General features: G+C 63.9%; 15 protein-coding genes and 3 pseudogenes (1 of these 18 cut by a window edge). 7 read left to right on the top strand and 11 right to left on the bottom strand.

Going from position 1 to position 16,210, the window contains the following annotated elements; all coding sequences use genetic code 11:
- Both ACFE99_RS07730 and ACFE99_RS07725 read right to left on the bottom strand, forming a co-directional pair.
- A pseudogene (locus ACFE99_RS07730) lies at positions 1-267 on the bottom strand (1,3-beta-glucanase) (it extends 604 nt beyond the left edge of the window).
- Positions 268-446: 179 nt separating this feature from the next.
- Positions 447-1,544, bottom strand: a complete 1,098-nt coding sequence (locus ACFE99_RS07725; RefSeq protein ID WP_375483993.1) for an NAD(P)/FAD-dependent oxidoreductase — start codon at positions 1,542-1,544, stop codon at positions 447-449.
- Positions 1,545-1,624: 80 nt separating this feature from the next.
- Between ACFE99_RS07725 and tenA the strand changes: the two genes are divergently transcribed.
- The 3 genes and pseudogenes from tenA to ACFE99_RS07710 all read left to right on the top strand — a co-directional run bounded on the left by tenA (position 1,625) and on the right by ACFE99_RS07710 (position 5,193).
- Positions 1,625-2,290, top strand: a complete 666-nt coding sequence (gene tenA / locus ACFE99_RS07720; protein ID WP_375483991.1) for a thiaminase II — start codon at positions 1,625-1,627, stop codon at positions 2,288-2,290.
- Between the two features lie 89 nt (positions 2,291-2,379).
- The gene (locus tag ACFE99_RS07715) at positions 2,380-4,512 is read left to right on the top strand and encodes a hypothetical protein (protein WP_375483989.1); all 2,133 of its coding nucleotides are present in this window, start codon (positions 2,380-2,382) and stop codon (positions 4,510-4,512) included.
- A gap of 61 nt (positions 4,513-4,573) precedes the next feature.
- Positions 4,574-5,193: pseudogene (locus tag ACFE99_RS07710) on the top strand (hypothetical protein).
- A gap of 76 nt (positions 5,194-5,269) precedes the next feature.
- On the opposite strand, the gene ACFE99_RS07705 reads toward ACFE99_RS07710, so the two are convergent.
- Both ACFE99_RS07705 and ACFE99_RS07700 read right to left on the bottom strand, forming a co-directional pair.
- Complete coding sequence (locus ACFE99_RS07705) at positions 5,270-6,592, bottom strand: acyltransferase (RefSeq protein WP_375483987.1); 1,323 nt, start codon at positions 6,590-6,592, stop codon at positions 5,270-5,272.
- 288 nt (positions 6,593-6,880) lie between these two features.
- Entirely contained in the window at positions 6,881-8,398 is a 1,518-nt protein-coding gene (locus tag ACFE99_RS07700; protein WP_375483985.1) for an FAD-dependent monooxygenase, read from the bottom strand.
- A gap of 131 nt (positions 8,399-8,529) precedes the next feature.
- Between ACFE99_RS07700 and ACFE99_RS07695 the strand changes: the two genes are divergently transcribed.
- A complete protein-coding gene (locus ACFE99_RS07695) occupies positions 8,530-9,384 on the top strand; it encodes a sulfurtransferase (RefSeq protein WP_375483983.1) in 855 nt (284 codons plus the stop codon).
- A 1-nt stretch (position 9,385) separates the two neighbouring features.
- On the opposite strand, the gene ACFE99_RS07690 is transcribed toward ACFE99_RS07695, so the two are convergent.
- The 6 genes from ACFE99_RS07690 to ACFE99_RS07665 form a co-directional block, all read right to left on the bottom strand.
- Positions 9,386-10,078, bottom strand: coding sequence for a hypothetical protein (locus ACFE99_RS07690; RefSeq protein ID WP_375483981.1), 693 nt, complete (start codon positions 10,076-10,078; stop codon positions 9,386-9,388).
- Between the two features lie 10 nt (positions 10,079-10,088).
- On the bottom strand, positions 10,089-10,721 hold the full coding sequence (locus ACFE99_RS07685; protein WP_375483979.1) for an endonuclease V: 633 nt from the start codon (positions 10,719-10,721) through the stop codon (positions 10,089-10,091).
- A gap of 171 nt (positions 10,722-10,892) precedes the next feature.
- Positions 10,893-11,258: an alcohol dehydrogenase catalytic domain-containing protein gene (locus tag ACFE99_RS07680; RefSeq protein ID WP_375483977.1), complete on the bottom strand. Its 366-nt coding sequence runs from the start codon at positions 11,256-11,258 to the stop codon at positions 10,893-10,895.
- A 183-nt stretch (positions 11,259-11,441) separates the two neighbouring features.
- Entirely contained in the window at positions 11,442-12,035 is a 594-nt protein-coding gene (locus tag ACFE99_RS07675) for a cyclic nucleotide-binding domain-containing protein (protein ID WP_375483975.1), read from the bottom strand.
- 236 nt (positions 12,036-12,271) lie between these two features.
- Positions 12,272-12,748 (bottom strand): SRPBCC family protein, encoded by a 477-nt coding sequence (locus ACFE99_RS07670; protein WP_375483973.1) that lies wholly within the window; start codon positions 12,746-12,748, stop codon positions 12,272-12,274.
- Complete coding sequence (locus tag ACFE99_RS07665) at positions 12,745-13,434, bottom strand: DUF899 domain-containing protein (RefSeq protein ID WP_375483971.1); 690 nt, start codon at positions 13,432-13,434, stop codon at positions 12,745-12,747. Before ACFE99_RS07665 ends, ACFE99_RS07670 begins: the two co-directional genes overlap by 4 nt.
- Positions 13,435-13,795: 361 nt before the next feature.
- Between ACFE99_RS07665 and ACFE99_RS07660 the strand changes: the two are divergent.
- Positions 13,796-14,125: pseudogene (locus ACFE99_RS07660) on the top strand (lytic transglycosylase domain-containing protein); the annotation flags it as partial.
- 108 nt (positions 14,126-14,233) lie between these two features.
- Here the strand turns inward: ACFE99_RS07660 and ACFE99_RS07655 are convergent.
- Entirely contained in the window at positions 14,234-15,007 is a 774-nt protein-coding gene (locus ACFE99_RS07655) for an enoyl-CoA hydratase/isomerase family protein (RefSeq protein ID WP_375483969.1), read from the bottom strand.
- Between the two features lie 204 nt (positions 15,008-15,211).
- On the opposite strand from ACFE99_RS07655, the gene ACFE99_RS07650 reads away from it, so the two are divergent.
- Positions 15,212-16,033 (top strand): SDR family NAD(P)-dependent oxidoreductase, encoded by an 822-nt coding sequence (locus ACFE99_RS07650; protein ID WP_375483967.1) that lies wholly within the window; start codon positions 15,212-15,214, stop codon positions 16,031-16,033.
- A 27-nt stretch (positions 16,034-16,060) separates the two neighbouring features.
- Positions 16,061-16,207 (top strand): hypothetical protein, encoded by a 147-nt coding sequence (locus tag ACFE99_RS07645; protein WP_375483965.1) that lies wholly within the window; start codon positions 16,061-16,063, stop codon positions 16,205-16,207.
- Positions 16,208-16,210 lie beyond the last annotated feature (3 nt).

Here is a 16,210-nt window from a genome sequence, read left to right as displayed (position 1 = left end):
CTGGTAGAAAAAGTCGGGTCTGTCCCATCCCACCGGGTTCGTGATCGGCGTCCGATGTGTGGCCACTGTCCAGTTCGCCGGATTGGGCGCTGAACCGGCCGGTCCATCGAACTCGTCGTGAAAAAGGTAGCCACCGGTGGTGGCACCAGGCGGTGCGGTGGGCGCCGGCATCGGTGGTGATGACGGGTGGGCACCAGCTTTGGGGAGGGAAGTCGCGGCTGCCATAGCGCCGATTCCCAGCATCAACATCACACTGCGACGGTTCATCTCACGCACAGGTGCACGATATAAGGAAGAACGCCGGGCACGAATGGGAATAGGCAATCCCACCAAGTAATGCACGAAGCATCCGCGCGGCTCTCGCTACTGGTACGTTGCCTGCTCAGCGCCGTGACCCAAACCTGTTGCTAGACTATGGGTCTTGCACATTCGAGCGCCAGCGGACGCTAGCTAGGCGGACCGCCCAGCTGCGCGTCGGGCCGCAGTTGTTCGGCCAGGTCGTCACCTGTAGCTGCAGCTGCCAGCGCACGACCAAGTGCCGGCGCGTGCTTGAAAAGGTTGTGGCCCGCAACAAAAAAGACGTTGTGGACCGACCACACGCCCAGGCCGTCCGAACCCCACGGGAGTTCGGTGACCCAGCAATGGCGGACATCAACGGGCTCGGTATCAAGGCCGGGTAGGGCACGCTTGACGTAGACGCTGGCCCGCTCAGCAAGTTGGGCGAGGGCCGGGGGATCCAGCAGTCCACCCTCAGGGGCATCGACATGGTCGCTGAGCCCGACGGCGTATCGACCATTGCCGGGCAGCGCCGCGGCATAGACGCCGGTTTCGCCGAATACGCCACTGCTGTCCTGTAGGCATGCCAGTGTCCGCGGCGGCTCTCCGCGGATGTCGTAGGTAAGGCGCACATGGGCCCCGTTGCGTACGGGTAGAGCAAGACCCATCCCGCGAGCAAGCGCACTAGTGCCACGGCCAGCGCACACGACCACGCTGCGGTGCTCTGCGGCAACACCGCCAGCGCGGACCTCGACAGTGCCTGCGGGTGTGGCACGCACCAACAGCACCTCGTCGGCGACGAGCCGGTCAGCCAGCGCGGCGGTGAGTGCAGAAATCGCCGCGCTGGTCCTAATCGAGCCGCCGCGTTCGTCAAGCACGACAACGCCGTCGAAGCCGGCCAGAATAGGCAACCGCTCATGCAGCTCCTCGGCGTCGATGCGCCGGACCGAGATACCGCCGACATCTTGGAGCACGCCAAGCCGGCGCTCGGCGGAAGCCCCGATCGCGACAACGCCATCGCTGGAGACCAGTTCGATGCCGAAACGCTCAGCCCACTCATCCCAGATCAGCCGGCCGCACTTGGCGAAATCAACCATGCGAGGGTCGTCGTGGCCATGCCGAAAGATGCGTGACTCCCCGCCCGACTGACCATGCCCGGGCACGCCCCGCTCATAGAGCGTCGCTGAGACCCCGCGCTCGGTTAGGGCGTAGGCGGTCGCTAAACCCACAATCCCGGCGCCGATAACCCCAACCTCGGTGGATCGCACACTGCGACTCAACCATCGCGGTCGGTATTTGTCAGTCGAGGCGGCGCAACAGCTGTCATCGGGCTGGGATCATCGCAGGCGTGACGCGAGACGGTTGGACCGGACGGCTGTGGGCCGAGGTGGCCGGCATCTACGCGGCGATCCTGCAGCACCCGTTCCTGGCCGGCCTAGCCGACGGCAGCCTGGACCCCGATACGTTCGCCCACTACCTCATCCAAGACGCATACTACTTGCACGATTTTGCCCGCGCGCTGACGGTGGTGGGCAGCAAGGCGCCCAGCCCGGGCGGCGTCGGCATGTTCGCGCGGCACGCCGCCGGCATCGTCGACGTCGAGCTCGCCCTGCACGCCTCACTGCTGACCCAACTGGGCATTGCGAACACGGATGCCATGCCCGTCGCACCGACGACCCGCGCTTACACGAGTTACCTGCTGGCCACCGCCTACAGCGGCACCTTCGCCGACGGGCTCGCGGCGATACTGCCGTGCTATTGGATCTATGCCGAGGTGGGCGGCGAACTGGTCAAGCGCGGCTCGGCCGATCCGCGCTACCAGAGCTGGATCGATACCTACGCGGGCGACGAGTATCAAGCCATCGTTGCCGAGGTGCTCGGTCTGGCTGATCATGTCGGCCAGAGCCTCTCCGCCGCCGATGAGGCCCGCGCCCGGGCGCACTTCGCCACGACCGCCCGCTATGAGTGGATGTTCTGGGACGCCGCCTGGCGGCGCGAGGCGTGGCCTGTCTGACGCCTTGCATCGCGGCCGGGTCCTGATCACGGCCACCCAGCCGCTGGTGCGGACGTTTGAGCAAGAACGCCGACGGTCACACGATTGGCATGGATCGCCCCGACACGATCATCGAGATTCACCGTCAACGCGTCCAGGATCAGACGGTCGACATGTTCAGCGGCGACAGGTACACGCAGTCGGTCGACGGAACCGGCTACTCTGCGACGGCCACTCTTGATCTCACGCTGGATCGCGTCTGGTTCGTCCTTGATTCGCATCAGCGGTTGTGGCAGGAGGAGATCGGCGGTCAGGCCCATGATCCGTTGCGCCATTTCGCGATCGACCTGGTGATCTTCGATTCGAAAATCGTCCTGGATTCGGTGACCTGTATTCCGCTGGTGTCGCTGCCGCCGCTAACTATCACCGTGCCCGACGGTCCGCGCGCCGGCGAGTCACGCGAGATACCGTACAACGAGATTCCGCTGTTCGGCCGGTTGACGATTCATGATCAGCTCGAGCCGCACGAAACGGAGCCGGGCAAGCAGACCATCGCACTGAACTTCGATGCGCAAGATGCTCCTGTACTGGTGGCCACGTCGCTGCGCGACCAGTACGCCGCGCGGCTGTTCGGTCCGCACATCGAGCGCCGCCCCCAAGGCGACACCGTTTTTGCCGGGCAAGATCCGCGGATCACTTGGGAACTCGACTATGCCGAGGCGTACTGGATAACCCACAGCATCGCCGGGGAACTGATGGTGAACCTGGAAAAGCTGCGACATCCCAGCCTTTCTGACGACGAGGCGAGAACCAGGGTGCTTGATTCGCTGGCCGCCCAGATCGCCGACGCCGTCCGCCCAGAGGTCGGCAAGTTCGGCGACGACGGCGTCGTGAATCTGTTGCCATCGCCGGTGGACGTGGACCCCGAAGCGCAAGACGACAGCACTTTCAAGGCTCTCGACGCCATTGTGCAGCGCTTCGACGTGGGCGACGACACCCATGAATCTTTGGTGGTCCAGCTGAAAACGCTGCGCGCACTGCCGTCCGGCGAGGAGCTTCCCGCGTCCGTCCTCGCTGAAAACCCGCACGAAAAGACCGGATTGGCGGTCACCGGGTGGAGCGTCCTGCGGCAGGTCCGCGACACCGTGATGAAAAGCTTCGATCTCGACGAGAGCGACTTCGCCGCCGACGTACCTTGCCTGCTGGAGGGACCGAAGACCATCAAGGTCGGCGGCCAAGAGCGCAGTCTGGACGCCTTAGACACCGATATTGTGCCGCGAACCGGGGATGGCCGGTTGGTCATCGACGGCACGGTGAGTGCCGAAACGAAGCTCTACGACTTCAACGCCACCTTCAAGGTGACCTACGAGATGCGCCTTGACGACATCCCGCGCGACCCGAAAGGCACGGAGGCCTTGGGAGCCGACGTGGAAAACATCGAGAGTCTCGAACAGGCGTTGAAGACAGCCGGCGACAAGAAGCGCGCCGGTGAGCTAAGCGACCAGGACTACGAGGCGGAAGTCAAGCGAGTCAGCGAACGGTTCGATGCACTTCCGAGGACCGTGGGGGTGCGGCCCACACAGAATCCTCCTGAGCCAGAAGTGAATCCGGACTTCACCCTAACAACAGCCGGCAAGACCGCCGCAGCTGCTGGCGCCGCCGCTATTGTCGGGCTGCTTGCGCTGCCAGTCACCTGGGCAGTCGGAGCTGCAGGAGTGGGTGCTGGTGGTGCCGGCGGTCTGCTGTCACTCGCGATCGCGCAGTACATCACCACCGTGCTGACGATTGACTGGTTCGGCACGGGCATCGGGTCACGTCAAGTCAAGAAATCACTAAACGACCATCCGGAGGGCACATCGCTGCCGCCCATCGGAATACCGGTCGACGTGAATCTCAACCGCCAGCGTCTCGCCGTGTACTTCCGTCCACTTCCGGGGAAACTGTGGGTCAGCTGCGTCATTGCTGAAGCTGACGAGGGGCAGGAGGACGGCCGCGGCAACATCCGGCTGGTCGGTGGGCGATGGCCCGGCGACGGGCAGCCCTGGAAACTTTCCAACGATGACGCGATGTTGTTCGTCGAATCCGGAGAACTGCAGCTATTCGTGGAACTCGACAGCGCCGACGGCAGGGAGCTGCCGATCAGTGCTGCCACCACAGCGGACGGACGACGCTATCTCAAGCTGGAGGGCAACGACCCCGGCAGACTGCACCGGCTTCCGCAGTGCCCGCAAACAACCTCGTGACGTTGCACTTTAACCGTCTGTTGACCCGGAAACCCACTACTGCGAGCGGGAACGTCTGACCATGACACAGATTGATCTGAAAGACCTTTCGACTCCCGAACACGGATACACCGTCGACGATGAGGACCCCGACGATCCAGTTCTGCCCAATCGCGATGGCAGTCCTGTAGACACCTGGCGCGAGGGATATCCGTACGACCGGCGAACGCGAGCAAACGCAGTGGTATTTCCAGCGTTACGTGAGCCACCTGCGTGCCGGTGGGGAGATAGTGTTGTTCGACCGGTCGTGGTACAACCTTGCGGTCGTCGAGAAGGTGATGGGATTTTGTACTCCGGCTCAGCACGCCGAATTCCTCGAGCAGGCACCGCTATCGAACACTGCTGGTCAATGACGGGATAAGCCTGACCAAGCTGTGGTTCTCCGTTTCACCCGCCGAACAGCGCACCAGGTTCGCCATCCGGCTGGTCGACCCAGTGAAGCAGTGGAAGTTCTCGGAGATGGACCTTGAGTCTTCGGACAGATGGGACGACTACACCGCGGCGAAGAAGGAAACGTTCAGCGCCACCGATTGCGACATCGCTCCGTGGATCGTCGTCAAAAGCAACGACAAGAAGCGAGCCCGCATGAACGCCATGCGCCACGTTCTCGCCAAGGCCGACTACGACGAGAAGGACAGTTAGGTTGTGGGAGAGCCGGATCCGTTGGTCGTGGGCCGCGCGTTGGCCGAATGAGTGGCGTGCCCCGCCGAAGCCGAGGCTAGCGGGAGGCCGATCCGGCAGTCGATCGCGAGCTGATCTCTGCGCGACACAACGCCACCAGGATCACCCCGGCAGCGAAAACCAGCGCGGTGAGCCAGGGAAAGTGCCCCGCGGGGGCAAACCCCGCATAGGCGAAGAATGCGAGACCGTACACCGTCAATACGGCACCTGTCAGCATGACTGGTACCGCCCATTGACTCCCGAGCTGCGTACCGAACGCGGGGAGCGGCGCCGCGAAAAACCCTCGCCGCCACCACAACAGCGCGAGCTCGGCCGCTGTCACGAGGCAAAGGATGACCACCCATTCCAGTCGGGCCAGCCACCACGCCGTAGTTCCTTCCGCCGGTTGCGGCAACAATCCGGACGGATAGCCGACCAGCGCCACGATGATGACCGGCACCATGTGCCACAGGTACAGGGCCATCACATTGCCGTTGGCAGCGTGGAGAAGGCGCTGCACGCGCCTGGGGCGCAACACACGGTTGAGCAACGGCGCTACCGCGATCGCCACCCCGGCCTGCGCGCAGGCGAAGGCCAGCATCACCACCGTGGGCGGCGCCGAGTTGTCCACCTTTTGGCCGGGCACCCCGATCATGCTGACCGGATAGTGCGCCAGCCAGATAAGCAATGCCAGCGCGATCGCCGATCCCGTGGCCAGCAGCACGATCCTGCGGCCGGCTAACAGCCCTTCGCGCCAAGCCATTCCGAGTTGGTAGAGCGTCGCCCAGCACAGCAGGTAATTCAGCCAGCCGAGGTAGGGGACATGGGCACCGATTGAGACGACGTCCACCAACGCGACCGCCGCCGTCAGCACCGCCGGCACCAACAGCCCCCAATGCCGTTGTGCAGCAATCGCAATGGGCGTCAGCGCGACCACCAACAGGTACACAGCGAGAAACCACAGGTGCATCGCCACCGCCCAGCCTGCGTACTCCAGCGCGGCACGGGCCACGCCGCACATATCCAAGACGGCCACCACTACCGAAACCAGCGTGACGTAAACCGCTGTGGGGCCGAGTACTCGGGCCAGTCGACGCCGAAGCCAACCCCGGCGCGACATACCGCCGTCGCGCCAATGCATCCAAGACACCGCACCGGCGTAGCCGGCCACTAGAAAGAACACCGGGACCGCCTGGAAAAGCCATGTCAGCCAGTGTGTCCAGGGGAGGTCGACGAGTGGGTTTTGCCGGCCAAACTGCCCGTCGTCATAGGTCACACATGCGGCCAGCCAGTGACCGAGCACGATGACGAGCACGCCTGACACCCGGTAGAAGTCGACGGCAAGATCGCGGCCCCGTCGTGCGGTGTCGCTATCGTCCATCAGCGTGTCCTGATCGACGAACGTCGGTGCGGGCGATCAGTGGTTCGGTTCAGCAAGTGACCAGCGCTTCTTTCTTAGAGTTAGCGGGCCTCTTGGAGTCTAAGCGCATACCGGGGGCAGCAAGCGCAGGCTGTGGACCACGCAATTCGGCGTGGTCGGTCGGGTGGTCGCACGGGCAGGCCCGAACATCACGGCCCTTAGACTGCGGTTATGGGTGCCGGTTCGCAGGCCAGTTCGCGATCCGATTGCGAGCAATCGCTGCACGCCTGCAACAGAGCGCAGAAGTGATCATGGCGATCCGCACCAGGTGGTCAGCGTGTCGCGCAATCCGGTAGCTGTGCCGTCTCCCACCCAGGCGACGTATCCGTCGGGACGTATCAACACGGCAGGGGGACCAGTGACCGCGCCAAGTACCGGAAGCTCCCACGCACCAGGATATTTGGCATCGATCAACCGAACCCTGCTTGCCCATGGGGTGATATCGAACGCGCCGGGCTCACCGACGTTGAGTAGCACCGGGCGCGCGTCGTGCAGCAGGGTGAATACCCGCGTCGGGCCGTCGGCTGTGACGATGTCGAGATCGGGCATGCGGCGCCCCAGCAGCGGATGGCCGTCACCCAGGTCGTAATGGATGTCCAGACCGGACATCATCGCACCGAATCGTTTGCGAGGTTCGTCCATGCTGAGAAGCTCAGAGACCGTCTCGCGCAAGGCCTTGGTGCGGTCGTCGTCAGGGCAGCGAAGAAGCGCCATTTGCGCCATCGCGTTGCGCAGGACGCGCGCACCCACCGGGTGCCGTTCGGCATGGTAGGTATCGAGAAGGCTTTCCGGCGATGTCTGGTTGACCACCTGGGCCAGCTTCCATCCCAGGTTGACGGCATCCTGGACACCGGTGTTGAGGCCCTGTCCGCCCACCGGGTGATGCACGTGTGCGGCGTCGCCGGCCAGCATGACCCGTCCGTCGCGATAGGCCGCGGCCTGTCGCGCCGCATCGGTGAATCGGGAAATCCAGGCCGGACTGTGGATTCCGTAGTCCGTCCCGTATACCGCGATCAACGCGTCGCTGAGATCCCGCAATGTGGGTTCGCTGCTGGGGCCGAGGTGCTGCTCGGTCACCATGACCCGCACTGGGCCTTCGTCCTCCGACCTCGAGACGGCATGGACGCCAAGGGCGTCGTGGCGGATGCCCCACTCCGGCTCTTGGCCTGTCTCGAAGGCGATTTCGACCTCGGCGAGCAGATAGCTGGTCGTCGGATCCCATCCAGGGAACTCGATGCCGGCAGCTTTACGAACCAAACTACGGCCACCGTCGCATCCGACGAGATATTCCGCCCGCACAAAGTGACCGTCGGATGCCCTGACGTCGACGCCAGTGTCGTCTTGGACGAAACCGGTCACTTCACGCCCGCGATAGATCGGCACGGCCAGCTCGTCGACCCAGCCCGCCAGTATGCGCTCGATCTCGTTTTGCCACAGCGCAAGCCCGTAGGGATGCCGGGTGGGAAAATCGCTGATGTCCAGACGAATCTGGGAGAACCCCGCGACCTGCGCTACCTGTCCCTGCGAGATGAACCGCTCCGCGATTCCGCGTTGATCGACAATCTCGATGGTGCGTGAATGCAGGCCCCCGGCACGCGCGCCAATCAGGTCTTGCGTGTCGCGCCGCTCGATGATGGCAACGTCGACTCCTGCCGACGCCAACTCACCTGCCAACATCAGCCCTGTCGGGCCCCCGCCGGCAAGCACCACAGCATGATTCGATTCGACCTCTCGAGGCGACTTATCCGGCACTGATGTGCTGACCACTGTGAAACCCCCTCCACTGAGTTTTAGCTCGGAGCAGCGATTTTGCGGCATGCCCCGGGCCTTGCCGCAAGCCCCCCGGTCCGCTATATGTTGAAGATGAGGGGGTGTTCACTCATAGGGGCTCTGTGTCGGTGAGCACGCATACCCAGGTCCTGATCACAGCGGGTGAGTTGGCGCGCCTCATCGAAGCCGGCACTGCGCTGACGATCCTTGACGTGCGTTGGCGCCTGGACGAACCCGATGGGCGTGCGGCCTACATGCAGGGTCATCTACCAGGGGCGGTATATGTGTCGCTGGAGGAGGAGCTCAGCGATCACACGATCCGCGGGCGAGGACGCCATCCGCTCCCTTCCGGGCGTCGCCTCGAGGCTGCCGCACGCCGATGGGGCATCTGCCAGGGTGTGCCGGTTGTCGTCTATGACGATTGGAACCGGGTCGGCTCGTCACGGGCATGGTGGGTGCTGACCGCCGCCGGGGTGGCAGATGTACGCATTTTGGACGGCGGCCTGGCGGCGTGGCGGTCAGCCGGCGGCGCCATCCACACCGGGCCTGTCAGCCCGCGGCCCGGAAATGTCACTGTGGCGCATAGTGATCTGTACGCAGGAGGCCTCGCCACGTTGACGGCGCAGCAGGCAGGCTCAGCCGACGTGACTCTGCTTGATGCACGGGCACCTGAGAGATTTCGCGGCGACACCGAGCCTGTCGACCCGGTTGCCGGTCACATTCCAAACGCACGGAATCTGCCAAGTACCGTCGTCTTGGCCAGCGACGGAACGTTTCTGCCGAACGAGGCGCTCGCCCAGCAGCTTTCCGACCGTGGCGTCGATCCTGGGCGTCGGCTGGGCATCTATTGCGGATCAGGGGTCAATGCGACCGTTACCGTCGCCGCGCTCGCCGCAGTGGGTTACCGGGCAGCGCTGTTTCCGGGCTCATGGTCGGAGTGGATTTCTGACCCGGACCGCCCGATAGCCCGCGGCGGCGAATAGGTCACCGCGGAAACGACATTGCGAGACCTCTGATCGCGGCGTCGGCCGCCCTCTCGATTGCCAGCTTGGAATCTCTGGCCAGGCGGACCAGGCGGGGCACCGCGCCCGGGTGGCTGGTCACGTAGCGGGCGACGGCGAGGTAATTCACCCTGCCGTCCGGGTGACACAGGTCGATAATGTCAGCGTCCACGCTCGCGTCGGTGGCCCGGTCGCTGATCGCACGCACCACCGACCAGGGCACGCCGCGCTCGTCGCACACCTTCGCGATAGCGGCCGTCTCCATGTCAACCGAGATGACGCCTCGGGCCCGCAGCCCGGCGTGTACCGCCGGATCGACAAGGACGCTATCGGTTGTCCACATCACTCCATGAGTGTTGCCGAGCGGGAGCGGCTTCGGCCGGTACTGCGAGCCGTCGGCGCCGTTGGCAACCAGCTCTGGCAACACCAGCGTCCCGATCCGCGTCTCGTTGTCGATAGCGCCGGTAATGCCAACGACAATCACCCACTCGATGTCGACGGCGTCCAGCAGTCGGACCGTCGCAGCATGGGCCCGCGCCGTGCCGATCCCGCTGATCGACGCGATCACTAGCCGGCCGCCAAACTTGCCGACGTAGCCCAGCGCAGTCTTCCGGAGCCGAAGGCGCCGGCGCAGCGGACGCAGCTCCATGGGCATGGCGCAGATGACGGCGATCACAATCCGCCGCTTAGATGGCTCGGCGGCGCTTGGGCAGCCGTGGATGTCGGCTGACCTTGGTGAGCAGCGCGGTAAGCGTTGACACCGGTTCGTCGCCGAGGCGACTGACTGTTTGACCGGTCAGTGCCTTTGCGGGGTCCGGTGCCGCATGCCCGCGCGCGAGTTGATCGGAGCGCTTAAGAAGAGTGGGCAGCCGATGCGGTCCGTGCATGCCCCGGATGAGCTCGGCCGCTTCTTGCGCGTTCATCCCTGCCGCAGTGACGAATAGCGGCCGGCTGCTGGACCCGCGGAGCACGGGGACCGCGCTCCCTTCCGCGAAGGCGGCCTTTGCTACACCGATGATGGTCTTTCGCCCGAGCGCTTCGTGCAGTCGCGCCCCCAGCCCGGGTTGACCCTTGCGGAGCCACACGTGACCATCGATCACCACCGCCTCGATCGGATGACGCCGTTCCACCATGGTGACGGCCTCAATGAGAAAAGGCAGCTCCCGCCTGTAGAACGCCCCTGGCTCGTAAGGTGCGGGCGTCACTGCCGTGCGGCAGACGCATTCGAGCATCGCGGTGGAGTCGGACCAGTCGATGAAGCCCACGACAGCGGTGACCACTGCGGGCTCCGCATACTGCACATCCACCGCGACGAGCATCCTGGCAGCAAGACTGATGCATCTCACCGCGCTTCGCAACGCTCGCTGTTGTGCGCACGAGGCCGACCTCGCGGTGCCGGGAGCGATGCAAGCCGGCGCGTTGCGATCAGAACCGCCGCCCTGTTGCGCCGCCCGGTCCGACGGTGGCCAGTGCCGTGGCGCTGCGTGGCGTCAGACGGTAGACGAACCATGGTGGCGGTCCAGCCGACGGCGCGCTGAATTCGGCAGTGATCGCGCGGCCGGTGTCATCGACGCGTGCGGGCCGCACCAACGGCATTGGCCACAGTTGGGCGGTGCGTGCAGGATGACGTGGTCGCCTTCCTTGACTCGGGTCACTTCCGGCCCGAGTTCGACGACAACGCCTGCGCCTTCATGACCCGCGACCATCGGCAGCGGCACGGGCATGTCACCGGTGACGAGGTGATCGTCAGTGTGACAAAGTCCCGACGCGGTGAGTTCAACCAACACCTCGCGTTCTTTGGGCTTGTCCAGCTCGATGTCGACGACCTTGTAGGGCTGATGCGTGCCAAACAGCACGGCTGCTTCAACCTTGATGCCACCTTCGCCTCCTGTGATCGGCTGAGGGATGTGGCTATTAGTGGGCTGATGGTAGCCGCGCCGCGGTCAGGGTGACGGGTGAACGACGAAGGAATCAGGTATTTTCACCGCGCCCGACAGCTAGCGGCAGGGAATTGGCCCACCGCCGACTATCGCCGTGAATCATTTCCTGCCCGACTCCGCTGTACTGTTCCGTTCGATCCACCGGGTGAGTGCATCCTCGAGCGCGGCAGCGACACCCACACCGGCGATGTCGGCGGCCTGCTCGAACCGCTCGACCAAGTCCGTCGGGACGGACGCACTTACCTTTGAGCGTGCCGGTTTTGGCTTCGACGGCCGGGCGACAGGCGCGTGTCGGGCGGCCGTAGCTTCCATGGTTTCGCGCAGTGCCGGTATCTCGTCGAGCAAGCGGGCAAGATCATCGCGCTCAATACGCAGCACCTCGGCCGGCCCCATCGTCGTTACAGTCGCAGAACGCAATTTCCCACGGCGCAGCGCAGATTCGCCGATCACCTCGCCCGGGCCCAGCACGGCGATGCGGTCCTCACCGACGTAGACCCCTACCTCACCGCTGAGCAGGATGTAGCATTCGTCCGACGGAGTCTGCTCACGAATCAGCGGCCATGGCTTCGACCGCGAAGTGTGATGTGCTGCTCGGACGAGATGCTCCAGCTCATCATCAGAGAATTTGTCGAATGTAGTGAATTCGCGTAGCCGACGGGCGTCTTTCTCAATTCCTTGCGCCTCTGAGTTCATATCGTGCTCCTGCTACGCGATGAGACCGTGACATCGAGGAGCCTAACGCGCATTTTGCAGAATCCATCGAACATGACAAGCTTTTGCATTCCGCTGCTCAACCAACTGGTTGCGCCGCGCTGTTGCGACATCGCAAGCGACGACCGGATATCTGGCGTATTTCACCGGTGACTCGCCGCATTCGACCAACGAATCTTGGATCTGCGGGGTGCGGGGGCATGTTCGGCGAGTTGGGATTAGCCCGCCACCGATTGCTCTAGGGTCTCCAGCGATGCCGCGAGATAGTCCTCAGAGAAAATCGGCATCTCGCCGACCCGCTCACGGAAATCCTGCGGTGTGGCGCTCCAGTCATAGGTGAGAGTGACGTCGGTGCGGTCCCCGTTCGGAGCAAGGTCGTAGCGCCAGGACCAACCGCCGGCAGTGTGGTTGCCCGTGGCGTCGAGCACACCGGGCAGCCACCCGATGGCTCGGTCCTTGTCAAACACATTGACCAGGTTGTACGTGACGTAGTCACCACCGGCCGCTGTGAGGTACATGTTCATCGCGAAGATCTGGCCGGTGCCGGTGATCGGTGCGGTGTCAACCGCGTCGCGCACCCAGTCGCTGGGCTCGGTGCTGTGATGGCGCGAGGGGTCGGCCAGGACGGCGAAAATCGCTTCCGGGCTGGCGTCGATCGTGCGGGTGACAACGTAGCGCTCGGTGTCGACGGTCATGCGTTGTCCTTTGCTCCGTAAGCGCGGGCAATATCCGGTGAATCCGGCCATCCAGAGTAGGTCGGCCGCGCGGGCCAACCTTGAGGTGAGTCCTGCCATTCCTCCTGGCGTCCCCAGGGCAGGATGTCGATCAGCCCGAACGTGTAGCTGAGCTGTTCGGTGCCTCGTCCGTTCGTGTGCCACGTGCGGTAAACGGTGTCGCCGTCGCGCAGAAACACGTTCACCGCAAAGCCCCCGCCGGGAGGTGCATCCATGCCGGCGCCGAACGAACTCTCCGATGACGAGTACCACTCCATCCGGTTACCGACCTTGCGCTTGTAGGCGAGTGCCTCGTCAATCGGCCCATTGGTGACGATGACGAAGCGAGCGTCGTAGTTGGCGAGGAACTCCAGGCGGGTGAACTGAGAGGTGAAGCCCGTGCATCCGGGGCACTGCCACTCCGCGCCATCTGACCACATGTGGTGGTAGGTGATGAGCTGCGAGCGCCCGTCGAACACATCGACCAGGCGGACGGGCCCGTCGGCGCCGATCAGGGTGTAGTCGGGCAATTCGACCATCGGCAGACGGCGCCGCTGAGCGGCGATCGCATCCAATTCGCGGGTGGCGGCCTTCTCGCGCTTACGTAGTTCGTCGAGTGCGGCACGCCAGGTTTGGTGGTCGACGATTGGCGGTAGGGCGTTGGACATTGAATTCACCTTCGTTATCGAGTTGTCCGGTCTCATAGGTATGACTGGTGGCGTGCCCGGTATTCATCGGTGGCGGCGCAATGTTGAATCGGGCCTATCTTCGCCTGCTCGCCTCATGGCGTGGGACTGTATAGCCGACGCTTTGTTGAAGTCGTGAGTTCGCAAATGAAGGAGCATGGTGCGTGGGGTGAACTACACGCGGCGGTTAACGCCTGATCCCGGGCACCGGTCCTGTCCAATGCGTTGCGGCATGACGTTGCTGGTCGTCGCCGCGATCACGTTCGCGTTCGGCGGCTGCTCGGCGCAATCCGGGTCAACGACAGGCCCTGCACGACCGGTCGTCATCGCAGGCCGTGCTTAGTTCCTACCCACGACCTTCGCCGAATACGGCGATGGTGGCGATATCCGCTCGCTGCACGACAGCATCATGACGGCCGGCCGCTTCCTCGCCGCCAACGGCTTCGCAGAAAACCACGATCACGCGATCTTCCGGTACAACAACTCGACCCCGTATGTCCGGGCGATCGACGACTACGCCGCCGTGCTCGCAACCGATCCCGCTGCGTTCGCCAGCTACTACCGGTGGGACATCTACTACTACACGACTGCTGGTGACGTGCTGTTGCCCATCGGTTACGTCGAGCCTTCACCGATCCCCGTCACCGACTACTTGGTGAGCCACCCGCAGTGAAAAGCCAGCCCAATCGCCTTAGCTGCCAGGTGATTCAAGCAGACCGGGTCATCGGCGTTCATGCGCGCCACGTTGGCAGCCGTCGGTTCTCACTCGCCCCTGCCGGCGTCAGCGGCCTCGCCACTCTGGCTTGCGCTTCTCGCGCCATGCCCGAACGCCTTCTACCGCATCCTCGGTTGCCCCGGCCACCTTGCGCATGGTCTCACCAAAGCGGACAGCCTCAATCCAGCCCATATCCACCGTTCGCCACGCCACCTCTTTGGTTGCCCGCTGGGCGAGGGGCGCGGCTTCTGTGAGGGTCCGAGCCCATTCGCGAGCCTCCGCCTGCAGTTCGCCGGGCTTGACCAGCTTCCACACCAGACCGATTTCCTTGGCCCGCTCGGCACTCATCGGCTTTCCGGTCAGCAGCAACTCCATGGCATTGGCCCAACCCACACGCGGGGGGAGCCGGATCGCCCCCACGATGGTCGGTACCCCGATCGCCACCTCCGGAAAGCAGAACACAGCCTCGCTACTGGCGATGACGAAGTCGCAGAACAGCAGACCAGTCAGCCCGTAGCCGATGCATGGACCGTGCACAGCGGCGATTGTCGGCTTGAACAGCTCCATCCCGCTCTCGAATGAATTGATCGTCGGCTTTTCCCAAAACGTGCCGCCGAACGTGCCGACCGCCCCCTCGCCATCATTCAGGTCCGCCCCGGCGCAGAAGACGCTGCCGTTGGCCGTCAAGATCCCTACCCAGGCGTCCTCCTCGTCGCGGAACCGCTCCCAAGCGGCGTTGAGCTCGCGGCGGAGGGCGCCGTTGATGGCATTACGAGCCTCCGGACGGTTGAGCGTGATGGTGGCGATGTGGTCTTCGAGGTCATAGCTGACGAGACTCATGGCTGCACCCTAATCACCGCCGATTCGCTCATTCCTCGTTGCGACAGGACATGCGTCGACGACTCGCGCCATTCGGCCGTCTCCTGACAAGCGCCCACATTGACCCATATTCCCAGCCACCAAAGTAGTAGGTATTCCAGCAGTGAAAGCCATTGCTACATAAGGGAAATCGTTATGCGATAATCTATCCCCGAAGGGGCCCCGATGGAAAACACTCGCGTCGCGCTGATAACAGGAGCGACCTCCGGCCTCGGCAGGGCAGTCGCGCTTGCGCTCGCCGAGCGGGGCATGCACGTGCTCGTGCACGGTCGTGATTCTAAGCGGGCTCTGGACGTCGCCGCCCAGATACAGGCAACCGGCGGCAACGTCGACACCTATCTCGCGGATCTCGACTCGCTGCAGCAAACACAGGCCCTCGCCCAGCGAGTCAGCTCCGATCACGCAGCGATCCATCTGCTCATCAACAACGCGGGCATAGGCCCGGGTCGACCCCCATATCGCAAGCGCAGCCTGAGCGCAGACGGCCACGAGCTGCGGTTCGCAGTCAATTACCTCGCCGCTGCACTGCTGACTCGCCGACTGCTGCCCAGCCTCCGCAGCGGTGCGCCTGCGCGGATTGTCAACGTCGCATCGGCAGGACAGGCACCGATAGACTTCGCGGACTTACGCATGGAACACCACTACACAGGCACAAAGGCCTATTACCGCAGCAAGTTCGCATTGGTTGCATTCACCTTCGACTTGGCCAGAGAGCTTCTCAACACCGCCATAACCGTCAACTGCTTACACCCAGCGACACTGATGAATACGCACATGGTTCGCCAAGCATGGGTGCCGCCCATCTCATCCATAGCAACGGGCGTCCGAGCGGTCATGAACCTCGCTGTTGAACCGACCGGTGCGGCGGTAACGGGCCGTTACTTCGACGGCTTGCATGACGCCAAGGCTCATGCCGCGGCGTACGACCCGACAATCCAATCGAACTTGCGTGCTGCGACGAACGAAGTCCTTGCGCCGTTTCTCTAGCGCCAGCGGCGATGGCATGCTGAGGCCATGGTTGCTGTGCCGTCGACGATGCTTCCGCTGGGCACTCCGGTGCCCGACTTTCGACTTCCCGATCCTGATGGAAAACTGCACGGGCCGGCCGATGTGTTCGGAGGCATTCAGGGTGACCACGTGGGGGTAGTTGCCCGGCGCTGAGGG

Source organism: uncultured Mycobacterium sp., from assembly GCF_964249325.1.
GTDB lineage: Bacteria > Actinomycetota > Actinomycetes > Mycobacteriales > Mycobacteriaceae > Mycobacterium.
Note: the sequence above shows the minus strand (reverse complement) of the source record. Positions and strands in the feature narration are given on the sequence as shown.

Bases quoted from the DNA above. Each gene is read 5' to 3' on its own strand.
- ACFE99_RS07715 (WP_375483989.1), top strand. From the start codon at position 2,380: ATGGATCGCCCCGACACGATCATCGAGATTCACCGTCAACGCGTCCAG.
- ACFE99_RS07705 (WP_375483987.1), bottom strand. From the start codon at position 6,592: ATGGACGATAGCGACACCGCACGACGGGGCCGCGATCTTGCCGTCGAC.
- ACFE99_RS07685 (WP_375483979.1), bottom strand. From the start codon at position 10,721: ATGCTCGTCGCGGTGGATGTGCAGTATGCGGAGCCCGCAGTGGTCACC.
- ACFE99_RS07675 (WP_375483975.1), bottom strand. From the start codon at position 12,035: ATGAACTCAGAGGCGCAAGGAATTGAGAAAGACGCCCGTCGGCTACGC.
- ACFE99_RS07670 (WP_375483973.1), bottom strand. From the start codon at position 12,748: ATGACCGTCGACACCGAGCGCTACGTTGTCACCCGCACGATCGACGCC.
- ACFE99_RS07665 (WP_375483971.1), bottom strand. From the start codon at position 13,434: ATGTCCAACGCCCTACCGCCAATCGTCGACCACCAAACCTGGCGTGCC.
- ACFE99_RS07655 (WP_375483969.1), bottom strand. From the start codon at position 15,007: ATGAGTCTCGTCAGCTATGACCTCGAAGACCACATCGCCACCATCACG.
- ACFE99_RS07650 (WP_375483967.1), top strand. From the start codon at position 15,212: ATGGAAAACACTCGCGTCGCGCTGATAACAGGAGCGACCTCCGGCCTC.
- ACFE99_RS07645 (WP_375483965.1), top strand. From the start codon at position 16,061: ATGGTTGCTGTGCCGTCGACGATGCTTCCGCTGGGCACTCCGGTGCCC.